Below are 15,524 nucleotides of genomic sequence, written 5' to 3'. Positions count from 1 at the left end.
TAGCATACCTCACAAGAAATAGCTTGCGATTACATCGTGCGCTATCTATATTCACTCACATGAAAAGCACCGATACCGAACAACCCAACGCGAAGAACCTGCTGCTGCTCGATCAGCAGCTCTGTTTCGCGCTGTACTCCGCCAACCTGGCGCTGCACAAAGTCTACCGCAAGCTGTTGAATCAGCTCGAGCTCACCTACCCGCAGTATCTGGTGATGATGGTGCTGTGGGAACGCGATCGGGTGACGGTATCGGATATCGGCGAGCGGCTGTTCCTCGATTCCGCCACGCTGACGCCGCTGCTGAAACGGCTGGAAACCGCCGGTTTGCTGGTGCGCTATCGCGCCACTACCGACGAGCGCCAGGTGATCATCGCGCTCACCGAAGCCGGCCGCGCGCTGCGTGAACGGGCGCAGTCGGTGCCCGAGGCGGTGATGTGCGCCACCGACTGCAGCCTGGACGAGATCGTCTCGCTCAAACAGCAGCTGGAAAAGCTGCGCGGCAGCCTGATCGATCAGATTTGAGCCACCGACGCCGGACGCAAGAACGGCAGGGGTGGTCTACACTGGTTAATAAGCGTCAAAAATAAGTAGTGCACGATTTAATCGTAAAAGATATATATGTGACCGGCTACCCCTCGCGGGGGCTGTTGTCATCTCGCCAACCAGCAAGAAGGAATGAACGATGTCTATTGAGAAAGTGGTTTACCGCGCTCACGCCACCGCAACCGGCGGCCGCGACGGCCGTGCGACCTCCTCCGACGGCGTGTTGGACGTGAAACTGGGCGTACCGAAAGAGATGGGCGGCGCCGGCGGCGAAGTCACCAACCCCGAGCAGCTGTTCGCCGCCGGTTACTCGGCCTGTTTCCTCGGCGCGTTGAAGTTTGTCGCGGCGAAAGAAAAGGTCAAAATCCCGGCCGAAGCGAAGATCGACGGCACCGTCGGCATCGGTGAAATCCCGAACGGCTTCGGCATCGAAGTGCAGTTGGATATTTCGCTGCCGGGCATCGAGCGCAGCGTGGCGGAAGATCTGGTGAAAAAGGCGCACGTGGTGTGCCCGTATTCCAACGCCACCCGCGGCAATATCGACGTCACGCTGAACGTTAAGTAAGTTTTTTGCCGACACCATGGAAAAAATGGAGGGTTTATCCCTCCATTTTCTTTGATATCCCGTCTGAAAAGTGCTCAAAAAAGCGGTAAATTTTGCCCGTTTTGTGAGAATTCTCTTGATTATTACTCGCAAAATAACGCTTATTGCCGGTTGGCTGAACCAGAAGCCGCAATCAGTGTCTGACTGAGTCAGAACCGCTACACCGTCCCCGGAGCCACCGCGTTACATGAACAAAGTTAAATCGCTATCACAGCAGAATTTATCGTTATTGTTAGCGATCTATATCGGCATCTTTCTAAACCTGTCCGTTTTTTATCGCCGTTTTGATTCGCTGGCGCACGGCATTCAGGGAATTAAGCTTATTTCGGCGGTGACGGAAGTCATCGCTATCGTCCTGTTCACGTTCTTCATCATGCGGCTGGTGTCGCTCGGCGGCCGGCTGTTTTATCGCATCGTCGCCTCGCTGCTGGTGCTGATCTCGGTTGCCGCCAGCTACTACATGACGTTTTTCAACGTGGTGATCGGCTACGGCATCGTGGTGTCGGTGATGACCACCGATATCGATCTGTCGAAAGAGGTGGTCGGCCTGCATTTCGTGCTGTGGATGGTGGCGCTCAGCGCCTTGCCGCTGCTGCTGATCTGGAAAAACAGCCTGCGCTTCACCCTGATCGAACAGCTGAAAACCCCCGGTCACCGCATCAAACCGCTGCTGGTGTTGTTGGCGGTAGTAGCGTTGGTCTGGCTGCCTCTGCGCATGCTGGACGACGAGCAAAGCGTGCAGGAGAAGCTCGCCAACGTCGATCTGCCGAGCTACGGCGGCGTGGTGGCGCACTCGTACCTGCCGTCTAACTGGCTGTCAGCGCTGGGGCTGTTCGCCTATACCCGCTATGACGAAAGTCAGGATCAGAGCACGCTGTTCGATCCGGGCAAACACTTTACCTATGTGCGCCGGCGGACATCGACGATACCTACGTGGTGTTCATCATCGGCGAGACCACGCGCTGGGATCACATGGGCATGCTGGGCTACGAGCGCGATACTACGCCGCGCCTGTCGAAAGAGAAGAATCTGGTGGCGTTCCGCGGCGAGTCTTGCGACACCGCCACCAAGCTGTCGCTGCGCTGCATGTTCGTGCGCGAAGGCGGTACCGAGGACAACCCGCAGCGCACGCTGAAAGAGCAAAACGTGTTCGCGGTGATGAAGGAACTGGGCTTCTCTTCCGAGCTGTTCGCCATGCAGAGTGAGGTGTGGTTCTACAACAACACCGAGGTGAACAACTATTCGTTCCGCGAGATGATCGCGTCCGAGAAGCGCAACGACGGCAAGGCGGTCGACGATATGCTGCTGGTGGATGAAATGAAGGAGTCGCTGGCGCGTTATCCGAAGGGCAAACACCTGGTGATCCTGCATACCAAAGGCTCGCACTACCTGTACTCGCAGCGTTATCCGCGCAGCTATGCGCGCTATCAGCCGGAGTGCATGGGGGTGGATGACTCCTGCACCAAGGCGCAGCTGATCAACGCCTTCGACAATACGGTGCTGTATACCGACAGCTTTATCAGTAATGTGATCGACCAGGTGCGGGACAAGAAGGCCATCGTGTTCTATGCCGCCGATCACGGCGAGTCGATCGGCGAGAATACGCACCTGCACGGCACGCCGCGCGAAATGGCGCCGCCGGAACAATTCCGCGTGCCGATGATGGTGTGGGCGTCGGACAAGTTCCTCGAGAACCCGCAGCACCTCAGCGCCTTTGAGCAACTGCAGGCGCAGCAGCGCATCGGCAGAACGCATCGCCACGTCGAGCTGTTCGACACCATCCTCGGTTGCCTCGGCTACACCTCGCCGAACGGCGGCATCGTGGATAAAAACAACTGGTGCCATCTCCCGCAGAATAAAACGGCGCCTGACAGCCTGTAATCCCTCCCGCCGGGTGCCTTGCGCACCCGGTAATTTCCGCCAATACATTCTCTTCATCAATTATTCCGGTGTGTGCATACGGTATACTTGCGCACTTCCCCTTCTAACCGGAGATTTCCATGACCCTGCGCGTGGCGTTTATCGACGATCATGACATTGTGCGTTCGGGCTTTGTGCAGCTGCTGTCGCTGGAGGCCGATATTCAGGTGGTGGGCGAGTTCAGCAGCGCGGCGCAGGCGCGTGCCGGCCTGCCGGGGCTGGAGGCGGAAATCTGCATTTGCGACATTTCGATGCCCGACGGCAGCGGGTTGGATCTGCTGGCGGACATTCCCTCCGGCATCCGCGTGGTGATGCTGTCGATGCACGATAATCCGGCGCTGGTGGAAATGGCGCTGGAACGCGGCGCCAGCGGCTTTCTCTCCAAGCGCTGCAAGCCGGAAGATCTGATCACCGCCGTGCGCACCGTCGCCGGCGGCGGCGTCTATCTGATGCCGGAAATCGCCCAGCAGCTGGCGCGGGTGAGGGTCGATCCGTTGACCCGCCGCGAGCGCGAGATCGCGCTATTGCTGGCGCAGGGCCAGGAGGTGCGCGAGATCGCCGCCGCGCTGGGGCTGTCGCCGAAGACGGTGCATGTGCATCGCGCCAACCTGTTCGCCAAGCTGGGCATCACCAATAACGTCGAGCTGGCCAGACGGATGCTGAACCTGTGACGCAGCGTCTGATCACCCAGCTGGCGCTGTTCTTCATCTATGCCGCCAGCGCATTTTGCCTGTGGGGCATCGGCACCGCGCTGATCGACCCGCCCTGGCAGGCGCTGTTGCTGTTCCCGTTCGGCCTGCGCATGGGCATTTTGCTGCAGAGCCCGTACCGTTTCTGGCCGGGGATCCTGCTGGCCGACCTGCTGCTGATGGCGCTGCTGGCGGACCAGTACGGCTACGGCCCGGCGCTGTGGGCGTCGGTGGCGGTGCTGGTGCTGACGGTGCTGCTCAGCCTGCTGGCCTCGCCGTGGCTGTTGCGCCATCAGCAGAGCGACAGCGAATGGCGCTGGCCGCTGTTGCAGGGCGCGGTGGTGGCCGCCGCCGCTTTGCTGCAGGCGCTTGTGTGGCAGCTGGTGAGCGGCGAAGGCGCCCGCGCGCTGCTGCTCGGCCTGACCGGCGGTTTCACCATCGCGCCGACCTGCCTGCTGTTGTGGCACTATCTGGCGCGCCAAATCTGGGTGCCGCTGGAGCCGGGGCTGATCCACAAGCCGGTGGAGCTGCGCCTGGGCCACCTGGCCAGTTATCTGCTGCTGTTTGCATTCAGCATCTGGCTGCAGCAGCAGGTTAACGCCGCCGAGCTGCGCCGCTTTGCGCCTTTCTGCCTGGCGATCCCGATCGTGTTCATGTCTTACCGCTATGGCTGGCAGGGCGCGCTGTTGGCGACGCTGCTCAACGGCGTGGCGTTGATGGTCAACGAGCCGCCGCAGCCCGAGTCGCACCGCGACTTGCTGTTGTCACTGCTGGCCCAAAGCCTGACCGGGCTGCTGCTGGGCGCCGGTATTCAGCGCCAGCGCGAACTGAATCAGCAGCTGCGGCTGCGGCTGGCGGAGAACCGGCAGCTGGCGCGGGCGCTGGTGACGGCGGAGGAACAAACCCGGCGCGAGGTGGCGCGCGAGCTGCACGATGAAGTGGGGCAGACCATCACCGTGATCCGCACACAGGCCAGCATCGTCAAGCGCCTGGCGCCGGAGCCGGCGGTGATCGGCTGCGCCGACACCATCGATGCGTTAGCGCTGCGGGTCTACGATGGGGTGCACGATGTGCTGACCCAGCTGTGGCCGGCGGCGCTGAACAACCTGCCGCTGTCGGCGGCGGTGGCGGCGATGCTGCGGGAGTCGCTGCCGCAGGACGCCTCGCTGGTGAGCAGCATGCAGTGGCAGGTGCCGGACGAACTGCTGGATGAAACGCTGAAAATCACGCTGTACCGGGTGTGTCAGGAAGGGGTGACCAATGTGTGCCGCCACGCCGGCGCCAGCCGCCTGGAATTGGACGCGCGTCTGCAGCCGCGCAAAGGCGCCGCGCCGCAGATTGCCCTGACCATCCGCGATAACGGCGTGGGCTTCGATGCGGACCACCATCAGCCGGGGTACGGCCTGCGCGGCATGCAGGAGCGCATCAGCGCTCTCGGCGGCAGCCTGCGGCTCACCTCTGAGCGGGGCGCCTGTTTGAGTGTGATCTTGCCCACAGTTTCACCGGCGCAAGCGCAAAACTAGGAAAAACTCCTAACCGCGTCGGGAATCCGGCGTAAGCCTCCCGCGCGCGCGGGGAGCATCATAGCGGCACTTTATTCAATCCTCTGAGGTTCCACATGTGGTCTTTCCTTAAAAGCCGCCCGGATGCGCCGCAGGTCACCGATCAACGGCAGATCGACGCCAGCTACAAATACTGGCGCATCCAGCTGATGTGCACCATGTACATCGGCTACGCCGCGTTTTACTTCACGCGCAAAAGCTTCAACTTCATCATGCCGGCGATGCTGAGCGATCTGGGCCTGACGATGTCCGACGTCGGCATCCTCGGCACGCTGTTCTACATCACCTACGGCTGCTCGAAATTCATTTCCGGCATGATCAGCGATCGTTCCAACCCGCGTTACTTTATGGGGCTGGGCCTGATCATGACCGGGGTGCTGAATATCTTCTTCGGCCTCAGTTCTTCGCTGCTGATGCTCGGCACGCTGTGGATCCTCAATGCCTTCTTCCAGGGCTGGGGCTGGCCGCCGTGCTCCAAAATCCTCACCAGCTGGTATTCGCGCTCCGAGCGCGGCAGCTGGTGGGCGATTTGGAACACTTCGCACAACGTCGGCGGCGCGCTGATCCCGCTGCTGGTGGGCTTTATCTCGCTGCACTTCAGCTGGCGTTACGGCATGATCATCCCCGGCATCATCGGCGTGGTGCTCGGCCTGCTGATGTGCTGGCGCCTGCGCGACAAGCCCTCCACCCTGGGGCTGCCGAGCGTCGGCAAATGGCGTAACGACGCCATGGAGCTGGTGCAGGAATCGGAAGGCCAGGGGCTGAGCAACCGCGAGATCATCAAGCGCTACGTGCTGACCAACAAGTACATCTGGCTGCTGGCGGTCTCTTACGTGCTGGTGTACATCGTGCGCACCGCGATCAACGACTGGGGCAACCTCTACCTGACGCAGGAAAAGGGCTATTCGCTGATGACCGCCAACTCGGCCATTTCGCTGTTTGAAGTGGGCGGCTTTATCGGTTCGCTGGTGGCCGGTTGGGGTTCCGACAAGCTGTTCCGCGGCAACCGTGGCCCGATGAACCTGATCTTCGCCATCGGCATCTTCCTGTCGGTGGCGGCGCTGTGGCTGATGCCGGGCGTCACCTACCTGCTGCAGGCCTGCTGCTTCTTCGCCATCGGCTTCTTCATCTTCGGCCCGCAGATGCTGATCGGCATGGCGGCGGCGGAGTGCTCGCATAAAGATGCGGCGGGCGCGGCGACCGGTTTCGTCGGCCTGTTCGCCTACCTGGGCGCGGCGCTGTCCGGCTACCCGATCGCGCGGGTGATGGAAATCTGGCACTGGAACGGTTTCTTCGTGGTGATTTCCATCGCCGCCTGCCTGTCGGCGCTGTTCCTGCTGCCGTTCCTGCGTGCGCAGACGCCGGTGCTGAAAACCGCCAAAGCCTGAGTAAAATGCGCTGCGCAACCCCCGGCGCAGCGCATTATGGCGCTTTTATCACCACTTGAAATGCAGGGGAAAAAAAGTGATTGACGCCTATAACCGCCAGCAGTAAGATGCGCCCCGCATCGGCGAGTAGCGCAGCTTGGTAGCGCAACTGGTTTGGGACCAGTGGGTCGGAGGTTCGAATCCTCTCTCGCCGACCACCATTCGAAAAACCTGCTTTTTTAAAGCAGGTTTTTTTTCGTCTGCGCTTTATGAGGATGAGCACCTCCGCAGGAGGTTCGAGCCTCGCGAAGCGAGACAACGTTGCTTTAGCAACGGCCCGCAGGGCGCGCATCAACGATGCGCGTAATCCTCTCTCGCCGACCACCATTCGAAAAACCTGCTTTTAAAGCAGGTTTTTTTTCGCCTGCGGTTTATGAGGATGAGCACCTCCTGCGATACGACCGGCTTCGCTTTATGGCACGTGTCAATCCGCCATCCTCGTGAAATATATTTATCCTTTACGCTTAATTAATTCAAACTCCTTATTCCAGTTAGGTTCTTTTTCTCATATTTAAATAAATTCACGCTTGCTGAATAAAACCCAGTTGATAGCGCTCTTGTTTTCACGCCTTTTTTATTTATAGTCTGAATGTACGCGGCGGGAATGATTTTTTTCCGTTACGTGGAAAAACGCTGTTTTTATTTGTTGACTTTAATCTTCGTGGATTATTGCGGAATTTTTTCGCTTCGGCAATGCGTAGCGACGATTAACTCTTTTATGTTTATCCTCTCGGAATAAAGGAATCAGTTATGCGCAAATTTAATAAACCGCTGTTGGCGCTGTTGATCGGCAGCACGCTGTGTTCCGCGGCGCAGGCCGCCGCGCCGGGCAAGCCGACCATCGCCTGGGGCAACACCAAGTTCGCCATCGTTGAAGTTGACCAGGCGGCTACCGCTTATAATAATTTGGTGAAGGTAAAAAATGCCGCCGATGTTTCCGTCTCCTGGAATTTATGGAATGGCGACGCGGGCACGACGGCCAAGATTTTATTAAATGGCAAAGAGGCGTGGAGCGGCCCTTCAACCGGTTCTTCCGGTACGGCGAATTTTAAAGTCAATAAAGGCGGCCGTTATCAAATGCAGGTGGCATTGTGCAATGCCGACGGCTGCACCGCCAGCGACGCCACTGAAATTGTGGTGGCCGACACCGACGGCAGCCATTTGGCGCCGTTGAAAGAGCCGCTGCTGGAAAAGAACAAACCGTATAAACAGAATTCCGGCAAAGTCGTCGGTTCTTATTTCGTCGAGTGGGGCGTTTACGGGCGCAATTTCACCGTCGATAAGATCCCGGCGCAAAACCTGACCCACCTGCTGTACGGCTTTATCCCGATCTGCGGCGGCAACGGCATCAACGACAGCCTGAAAGAGATTGAAGGCAGCTTCCAGGCGCTGCAGCGCTCCTGCCAGGGCCGCGAGGATTTCAAAGTCTCCATCCACGATCCGTTCGCCGCGCTGCAAAAAGCGCAGAAGGGCGTCACCGCCTGGGATGACCCCTACAAGGGCAACTTTGGCCAGCTGATGGCGCTGAAGCAGGCGCGTCCCGATCTGAAAATCCTGCCGTCGATCGGCGGCTGGACGCTGTCCGACCCGTTCTTCTTCATGGGCGACAAGGTGAAGCGCGATCGCTTCGTCGGCTCGGTGAAAGAGTTCCTGCAGACCTGGAAGTTCTTCGACGGCGTGGATATCGACTGGGAATTCCCGGGCGGCAAAGGCGCCAACCCGAATCTGGGCAGCCCTCAGGACGGGGAAACTTATGTGCTGCTGATGAAAGAACTGCGGGCGATGCTGGATCAGCTGTCGGCGGAAACCGGCCGCAAGTATGAGCTGACCTCCGCCATCAGCGCCGGCAAGGACAAGATCGACAAGGTGGCATACAACGTCGCGCAGAACTCGATGGATCACATCTTCCTGATGAGCTACGACTTCTACGGCGCCTTCGATCTGAAAAACCTGGGGCATCAGACCGCGCTGAATGCACCGGCCTGGAAACCGGACACCGCCTACACCACGGTGAACGGCGTCAATGCGCTGCTGGCGCAGGGCGTCAAGCCGGGCAAGATCGTCGTCGGCACCGCCATGTATGGCCGCGGTTGGACCGGGGTGAACGGCTACCAGAACAACATTCCGTTCACCGGCACCGCCACCGGGCCGGTCAAAGGCACCTGGGAGAACGGCATCGTGGACTACCGCCAGATCGCCAGCCAGTTCATGAGCGGCGAGTGGCAGTACACCTACGACGCCACGGCGGAAGCGCCTTACGTGTTCAAACCTTCCACCGGCGATCTGATCACCTTTGACGATGCCCGCTCGGTGCAGGCCAAAGGCAAGTACGTGTTGGATAAGCAGCTGGGCGGCCTGTTCTCCTGGGAGATCGACGCGGACAACGGCGATATTCTCAACAGCATGAACGCCAGCCTGGGCAACAGCGCCGGCGTTCAATAATCGGTTGCAGTGCGTTGCCGGGGGATATCCTTTCGCCCCCGGCTTTTTCACCGCCGAAAGTTTTTTTACGCCGCACAGATTGTGGGCCTGCCCGGCGAAAAATGCGCTCATCGGACTCACCCTTTTGGGTAATCCTTCAGCATTTCCTTCTGTCTTTAACGGCGATCACAAAAATAACCGTTCAGATATTCATCGTTCAGCAACAAAGTTTTGGGGTTTTTTAGCGGAGTTTAAAACCAGTAAATTTATCAGGGTCAGACCAATGCGCTAAAAATGACCGCTTAGCATAAATTTTCATGCTGGAACTGTTAACAAAAGGTTTTTTTTATGTTTGTTTGCTGTTTCTCACAGTCTGCGTAAATCCCCACTGGTTATATTGACGACACCTCAAACAGTTGGCAACTTGATAGCCTCAGGGGTAAGAGCGAGAGTTGTTTGAGTGAATTCCACGCGCTCAGACGTCCCCGTCGCGATGCGTTCCATCCGGCATCCTCTCATCGTACGCCTTCTGCCTTCGGGCGCTGACCGCACAGGCCACGCAATAAAAAATACAGGTCTGGCGGCAATTACACACATCACATCACACAATGGAGCACTAACGATGACACGTTCCTTGGGTAAATCGGGGGTTCTGAAATTCGGCATTGGGCTGATCGCGCTGACCGTGGCGGCCAGCGTACAGGCCAAGACGTTGGTTTACTGTTCTGAAGGTTCCCCGGAAGGGTTCAACCCGCAGCTGTTCACCTCCGGCACCACCTACGACGCCAGTTCGGTACCGATCTACAACCGCCTGGTCGAATTCAAAGTCGGCACCACCGAACTGCAGCCGGGCCTGGCTGAGAAGTGGGACGTCAGCGAAGACGGCAAAACCTATACCTTCCACCTGCGCAAAGGCGTGAAGTGGCAGAGCAGCAAAGATTTCAAACCGACGCGCGACTTCAACGCCGACGACGTGGTGTTCTCCTTCGAACGCCAGTTGGATGCCAATAACGCCTACCACAAAGTGTCCGGCGGCAGTTACGAATACTTTGAAGGCATGGACATGCCGAAGCTGATCGCCAAGATCGAAAAAGTAGACGACAACACCGTGCGTTTCGTGCTGAACCGCCCGGAGGCGCCGTTCCTGGCTGACCTGGGCATGGACTTCGCGTCCATCCTGTCCGCCGAATACGCTGACGTCATGATGAAAGCCGGTACGCCGGAAAAAGTCGACCTGAACCCGATCGGCACCGGCCCGTTCCAGCTGCTGCAATACCAGAAAGACTCCAAAATCCTGTACAAGGCGTTCGACGGTTTCTGGGGCACCAAGCCGAAGATCGATCGTCTGGTGTTCTCCATCACGCCTGACGCTTCCGTCCGTTACGCCAAGCTGCAGAAAAACGAATGCCAGGTGATGCCGTTCCCGAACCCGGCCGATATCGCCCGCATGAAGCAGGACAAATCCATCAACCTGATGGAGCAGCCGGGGCTGAACGTGGGTTACCTGTCGTTCAACACCGAGAAAAAACCGCTGGATAACGTGAAGGTGCGTCAGGCGTTGACCATGGCGGTCAACAAGCAGGCGATCATCGACGCGGTTTATCAGGGCGCGGGCCAGGCGGCCAAGAACCTGATCCCGCCGACCATGTGGGGCTATAACGACGCGGTGCAGGATTACGCTTACGATCCGGCCAAGGCGAAAGAACTGCTGAAAGAAGCGGGCATGGCCGATGGTTTCAGCATCGACCTGTGGGCGATGCCGGTACAGCGTCCTTACAACCCGAACGCGCGCCGCATGGCGGAAATGATCCAGGCCGACTGGGCCAAGATCGGCGTGAAAGCCAAAATCGTGACCTATGAGTGGGGTGAATACCTCAAGCGCGCCAAAGCGGGCGAGCACCAGACGGTGATGATGGGCTGGACCGGCGACAACGGGGATCCGGACAACTTCTTCGCCACGCTGTTCAGCTGCGCGGCGGCGAAAGACGGCTCCAACTACTCCCGCTGGTGCTACAAGCCGTTTGAAGATCTGATTCAACCGGCGCGCGCCGAGTCCAACCACGACAAACGCATCGAACTGTACAAGCAGGCGCAGGTGGTGATGCACGATCAGGCTCCGGCGCTGATCGTCGCGCACTCCACCGTGTATGAGCCTGTGCGTAAGGAAGTGAAGGGCTACGTCGTGGATCCGCTCGGCAAGCATCACTTCGAGAATGTCTCTGTAGACTGATTCCGACCTAAACCGGAGATGCACGAATGGACTTGCAGGGGCGCAACAGGTTTGCGCCTCTGCTGACCAGTCTCCGGCGTATGGCCGTTGGATCGTTCAAAGGCATGTGAGCGTTAATAAGCCTGGCGGACGATGAGCTGCCGGGCATTGATACAGAGAGTTCGGGATATGTTGCAGTTCATACTCCGACGTTTGGGGTTAGTTATCCCAACGTTTATCGGCATTACATTGCTGACTTTTGCATTCGTCCATATGATCCCCGGCGACCCGGTGACCATCATGGCCGGGGAACGCGGTATCTCCGCCGAGCGCCACGCGCAGCTGATGGCGGAAATGGGGCTGGACAAGCCGCTCTATCAACAATATTTCTCCTACGTGTCCAACGTGCTGCACGGCGATCTGGGCACCTCACTCAAAAGCCGCATCTCCGTCTGGAGCGAGTTCGTTCCGCGTTTTCAGGCCACGCTGGAGCTGGGCCTGTGCGCGATGATCTTCGCGGTGCTGGTGGGCATTCCGGTCGGGGTGCTGGCGGCGGTCAAACGCGGCTCGGTCTTCGACCATACCGCGGTGGGCATCTCGCTGACCGGCTATTCGATGCCGATTTTCTGGTGGGGCATGATGCTGATCATGCTGGTGTCGGTGCAGCTTAACCTGACGCCGGTGTCGGGGCGCATCAGCGACACGGTATTCCTCGACGACAGCCACCCGCTGACCGGCTTCATGCTGATAGACACCCTGATCTGGGGCGAACCGGGCGACTTTATCGATGCGGTGATGCACATGATCCTGCCGGCCATCGTGCTGGGCACCATCCCGCTGGCGGTGATCGTGCGCATGACCCGCTCCTCGATGCTGGAGGTGTTGGGCGAAGACTATATCCGCACCGCGCGCGCCAAGGGCGTGAGCCGCATGCGGGTGATCGTCGTTCACGCGCTGCGCAACGCGCTGCTGCCGGTGGTGACGGTGATCGGGCTGCAGGTCGGCACCATGCTGGCCGGCGCCATTCTGACCGAAACCATCTTCTCCTGGCCGGGTCTGGGCCGCTGGCTGATCGATGCGCTGCAGCGCCGTGATTACCCGGTAGTGCAGGGCGGGGTGTTGCTGGTCGCCTGTATGATCATTCTGGTTAACCTGCTGGTAGACGTGCTCTACGGCGTGGTCAACCCGCGTATTCGCCACAAGAAATAAGGGGCGCTCTCATGTCTCAAATCACTGAGTCTGCAGTTAAAGGTGCGCCGAAGCCGATGACCCCGTTTCAGGAGTTCTGGCACTATTTCAAGCGCAATAAAGGGGCCGTGGTCGGCCTGGTGTATATCGTTTTGATGCTGGTGATCGCGCTCGGCGCCGGGGTGCTGGCGCCGCATGCGCCGGCGGACCAGTTCCGCGACGCGCTGCTCAAGCCGCCGGTGTGGCAGGAGGGCGGCAGCTGGCAATACATCCTGGGCACCGATGACGTGGGCCGCGACGTGCTGTCGCGCCTGATGTACGGCGCGCGCCTGTCGCTGCTGGTCGGTTGTCTGGTGGTGGTGTTGTCGCTGGTCATGGGCGTGGTGTTCGGCCTGCTGGCCGGCTACTTCGGCGGCGCGGTGGACGCGGTGATCATGCGCGTCGTCGACATCATGCTGGCCCTGCCGAGCCTGCTGCTGGCGCTGGTGCTGGTGGCGGTATTCGGACCGTCGATCGTCAACGCCTCGCTGGCGCTCACCTTCGTCGCCTTGCCGCACTATGTGCGTCTGACGCGCGCGGCGGTGCTGGCGGAGGTGAACCGCGATTACGTCACCGCTTCGCGGGTGGCGGGCGCCGGCGCGCTGCGTCAGATGTTCGTCAATATTCTGCCTAACTGCCTGGCGCCCTTGATCGTTCAGGCTTCTCTCGGTTTCTCGAACGCCATTCTCGACATGGCCGCTCTCGGCTTTCTGGGCATGGGCGCGCAACCGCCGACGCCGGAGTGGGGCACCATGCTCTCCGACGTGTTGCAGTTCGCGCAAAGCGCCTGGTGGGTAGTGACCTTCCCCGGCCTGGCGATCCTGCTGACGGTGCTGGCATTCAACCTGATGGGGGACGGTTTGCGTGACGCTCTCGACCCCAAACTCAAGCAGTAACAGAGGACGAGAGAGATGGCGTTATTGAATGTAGACAAGCTTTCGGTGCACTTCGGTGACGAAGGCACCCCGTTCCGCGCGGTAGACCGCATCAGTTACAGCGTGGATCAAGGTCAGGTGGTCGGCATCGTCGGTGAATCCGGCTCCGGCAAATCCGTCAGTTCGCTGGCGATCATGGGCCTGATCGATTTTCCCGGCAAAGTGATGGCCGACAAGCTGGAGTTCAACGGCCAGGACTTGCGCAAGATCTCCGAAAAAGAGCGTCGCCAGCTGGTGGGCTCCGAAGTGGCGATGATCTTCCAGGATCCGATGACCAGCCTGAACCCGTGCTACACCGTCGGTTATCAAATTATGGAGGCGCTGAAGGTGCATCAGGGCGGCAACCGCCGCACCCGCCGCCAGCGCGCTATCGACCTGCTGACGCAGGTGGGGATTCCCGATCCGGCCTCGCGGCTGGACGTGTACCCGCACCAGCTTTCCGGCGGCATGAGCCAGCGCGTGATGATCGCCATGGCTATCGCCTGTCGGCCGAAGCTGCTGATCGCCGATGAGCCGACGACCGCGCTCGACGTGACCATCCAGGCGCAGATCATCGAACTGCTGCTGGATCTGCAGCAGCGCGAGAACATGGCGCTGTTGCTCATCACCCACGATCTGGCGCTGGTGGCGGAAGCGGCGCATCACATTATCGTGATGTACGCCGGCCAGGTGGTGGAATCCGGCAAAGCGGCGGAGATTTTCCGCGCGCCGCGCCACCCGTACACCCAGGCGCTGCTGCGCGCGCTGCCGGAGTTCGCCGCCGACAAGGCGCGGCTGGCTTCGCTGCCGGGCGTGGTGCCGGGCAAATACGATCGCCCGACCGGCTGCCTGCTCAATCCGCGTTGTCCGTACGCCAACGAGCGCTGCCGTAACGAGGAGCCGGAACTGCGCAGCATTCCCGGCCGTCAGGTTAAATGTCACACACCGCTGGATGATGCGGGGAGGCCGACCGTATGAGCCAGAATCAACCTTTACTGCAGGCGATCGACCTGAAAAAGCATTACCCGGTGAAAAAGGGCCTGTTCGCGCCGGAGCGGCTGGTCAAGGCGCTGGACGGCGTGTCGTTCACTCTGGAGCGCGGTAAAACGCTGGCGGTGGTCGGTGAGTCGGGCTGCGGCAAATCCACGCTCGGCCGCCTGCTGACGATGATCGAAGTGCCGACCGGCGGCGAGCTGTACTACCAGGGACAGGATCTGCTGAAGCCGGACGTTTCCGCCGAGAAATTGCGGCGCCAGAAGATCCAAATCGTGTTCCAGAATCCTTACGGATCGCTCAACCCGCGCAAGAAGGTCGGGCAGATCCTCGAGGAGCCGCTGTTGATCAACACCTCGCTCAGCGCCGCCGAACGGCGGGAAAAAGCGCTGGAGATGATGGCGAAGGTCGGCCTGAAGACCGAGCATTACGATCGCTATCCGCACATGTTCTCCGGCGGCCAGCGTCAGCGTATCGCCATCGCCCGCGGGCTGATGCTGAATCCGGACGTGGTGATCGCCGATGAGCCGGTGTCGGCGTTGGACGTGTCGGTGCGCGCGCAGGTGCTGAACCTGATGATGGATCTGCAGCAGGAGCTGGGGCTGTCCTACGTGTTCATCTCGCACGATCTGTCGGTGGTGGAACACATCGCCGATGAAGTGATGGTGATGTACCTGGGCCGCTGCGTGGAAAAGGGCAGCAAAGAGGCGATCTTCAACAACCCGCGCCATCCGTACACCCAGGCGCTGCTGTCGGCGACGCCGCGGTTGAACCCGGATATGCGCCGCGAGCGCATCAAGCTGACCGGCGAACTGCCCAGCCCGATGAACCCGCCGCCGGGCTGCGCATTCAATGCCCGCTGCCGCCGCGCCTTCGGCACCTGCGTACAGCTGCAGCCGCAGCTGAAGCAGTACGGTGAGCAGATGGTGGCCTGTTTTGCGGTCGATCAGGACGAACATCCGGGGGCGTAAAGCGTCGGATTTCACCGCATAAACCCACGCCGGCTTAACGCC

Annotated in this window: 11 protein-coding genes, 1 tRNA gene, 1 other RNA gene and 1 pseudogene; all 14 read left to right on the top strand. The window is 59.8% G+C overall.

What is annotated here, in order from left to right:
- Window positions 1-59 precede the first annotated feature (59 nt).
- The gene (locus tag ITX55_RS21815; protein WP_033645067.1) at window positions 60-524 is read left to right on the top strand and encodes a MarR family winged helix-turn-helix transcriptional regulator; all 465 of its coding nucleotides are present in this window, start codon (window positions 60-62) and stop codon (window positions 522-524) included.
- 160 nt (window positions 525-684) lie between these two features.
- A complete protein-coding gene (locus tag ITX55_RS21810; protein WP_004934114.1) occupies window positions 685-1,110 on the top strand; it encodes an organic hydroperoxide resistance protein in 426 nt (141 codons plus the stop codon).
- A gap of 226 nt (window positions 1,111-1,336) precedes the next feature.
- Window positions 1,337-3,030 (top strand): annotated as a pseudogene (gene eptB, locus ITX55_RS21805) (kdo(2)-lipid A phosphoethanolamine 7''-transferase).
- A 119-nt stretch (window positions 3,031-3,149) separates the two neighbouring features.
- Window positions 3,150-3,740 (top strand): transcriptional regulator UhpA, encoded by a 591-nt coding sequence (gene uhpA / locus ITX55_RS21800; RefSeq protein ID WP_047573183.1) that lies wholly within the window; start codon window positions 3,150-3,152, stop codon window positions 3,738-3,740.
- Window positions 3,737-5,281, top strand: coding sequence for a signal transduction histidine-protein kinase/phosphatase UhpB (uhpB, locus tag ITX55_RS21795; RefSeq protein WP_033652277.1), 1,545 nt, complete (start codon window positions 3,737-3,739; stop codon window positions 5,279-5,281). Before uhpA ends, uhpB begins: the two co-directional genes overlap by 4 nt.
- A gap of 95 nt (window positions 5,282-5,376) precedes the next feature.
- Window positions 5,377-6,708: an MFS transporter gene (locus ITX55_RS21790; RefSeq protein WP_033645063.1), complete on the top strand. Its 1,332-nt coding sequence runs from the start codon at window positions 5,377-5,379 to the stop codon at window positions 6,706-6,708.
- A 120-nt stretch (window positions 6,709-6,828) separates the two neighbouring features.
- A tRNA-Pro gene (locus tag ITX55_RS21785) sits at window positions 6,829-6,905 on the top strand.
- A gap of 37 nt (window positions 6,906-6,942) precedes the next feature.
- A non-coding RNA gene (locus ITX55_RS21780) (RtT sRNA) lies at window positions 6,943-7,071 on the top strand.
- 426 nt (window positions 7,072-7,497) lie between these two features.
- On the top strand, window positions 7,498-9,189 hold the full coding sequence (locus ITX55_RS21775; RefSeq protein WP_033645062.1) for a glycosyl hydrolase family 18 protein: 1,692 nt from the start codon (window positions 7,498-7,500) through the stop codon (window positions 9,187-9,189).
- 601 nt (window positions 9,190-9,790) lie between these two features.
- A complete protein-coding gene (dppA, locus tag ITX55_RS21770; RefSeq protein WP_042783430.1) occupies window positions 9,791-11,398 on the top strand; it encodes a dipeptide ABC transporter periplasmic-binding protein DppA in 1,608 nt (535 codons plus the stop codon).
- A 168-nt stretch (window positions 11,399-11,566) separates the two neighbouring features.
- On the top strand, window positions 11,567-12,586 hold the full coding sequence (gene dppB, locus ITX55_RS21765) for a dipeptide ABC transporter permease DppB (RefSeq protein WP_033645060.1): 1,020 nt from the start codon (window positions 11,567-11,569) through the stop codon (window positions 12,584-12,586).
- 11 nt (window positions 12,587-12,597) lie between these two features.
- A complete protein-coding gene (dppC, locus tag ITX55_RS21760) occupies window positions 12,598-13,500 on the top strand; it encodes a dipeptide ABC transporter permease DppC (RefSeq protein WP_033645059.1) in 903 nt (300 codons plus the stop codon).
- Between the two features lie 15 nt (window positions 13,501-13,515).
- On the top strand, window positions 13,516-14,496 hold the full coding sequence (gene dppD / locus ITX55_RS21755) for a dipeptide ABC transporter ATP-binding protein (RefSeq protein WP_033645058.1): 981 nt from the start codon (window positions 13,516-13,518) through the stop codon (window positions 14,494-14,496).
- Entirely contained in the window at window positions 14,493-15,482 is a 990-nt protein-coding gene (gene dppF, locus ITX55_RS21750; RefSeq protein WP_015376237.1) for a dipeptide ABC transporter ATP-binding subunit DppF, read from the top strand. The genes dppD and dppF overlap by 4 nt, the downstream gene beginning before the upstream one ends.
- The last annotated feature ends 42 nt before the right edge of the window (window positions 15,483-15,524 follow it).

It is taken from the genome of Serratia sp. EWG9 (assembly GCF_019913725.1).
Lineage (GTDB): Bacteria > Pseudomonadota > Gammaproteobacteria > Enterobacterales > Enterobacteriaceae > Serratia > Serratia ureilytica.
The sequence above is the reverse complement of the archived record's forward strand: the minus strand, read 5'-3'. Positions and strand labels throughout refer to the sequence as shown.

Bases quoted from the DNA above. Each gene is read 5' to 3' on its own strand.
- ITX55_RS21815 (WP_033645067.1), top strand. From the start codon at position 60: ATGAAAAGCACCGATACCGAACAACCCAACGCGAAGAACCTGCTGCTG.
- ITX55_RS21810 (WP_004934114.1), top strand. From the start codon at position 685: ATGTCTATTGAGAAAGTGGTTTACCGCGCTCACGCCACCGCAACCGGC.
- uhpA (WP_047573183.1), top strand. From the start codon at position 3,150: ATGACCCTGCGCGTGGCGTTTATCGACGATCATGACATTGTGCGTTCG.
- ITX55_RS21790 (WP_033645063.1), top strand. From the start codon at position 5,377: ATGTGGTCTTTCCTTAAAAGCCGCCCGGATGCGCCGCAGGTCACCGAT.
- ITX55_RS21775 (WP_033645062.1), top strand. From the start codon at position 7,498: ATGCGCAAATTTAATAAACCGCTGTTGGCGCTGTTGATCGGCAGCACG.
- dppA (WP_042783430.1), top strand. From the start codon at position 9,791: ATGACACGTTCCTTGGGTAAATCGGGGGTTCTGAAATTCGGCATTGGG.
- dppB (WP_033645060.1), top strand. From the start codon at position 11,567: ATGTTGCAGTTCATACTCCGACGTTTGGGGTTAGTTATCCCAACGTTT.
- dppC (WP_033645059.1), top strand. From the start codon at position 12,598: ATGTCTCAAATCACTGAGTCTGCAGTTAAAGGTGCGCCGAAGCCGATG.
- dppD (WP_033645058.1), top strand. From the start codon at position 13,516: ATGGCGTTATTGAATGTAGACAAGCTTTCGGTGCACTTCGGTGACGAA.
- dppF (WP_015376237.1), top strand. From the start codon at position 14,493: ATGAGCCAGAATCAACCTTTACTGCAGGCGATCGACCTGAAAAAGCAT.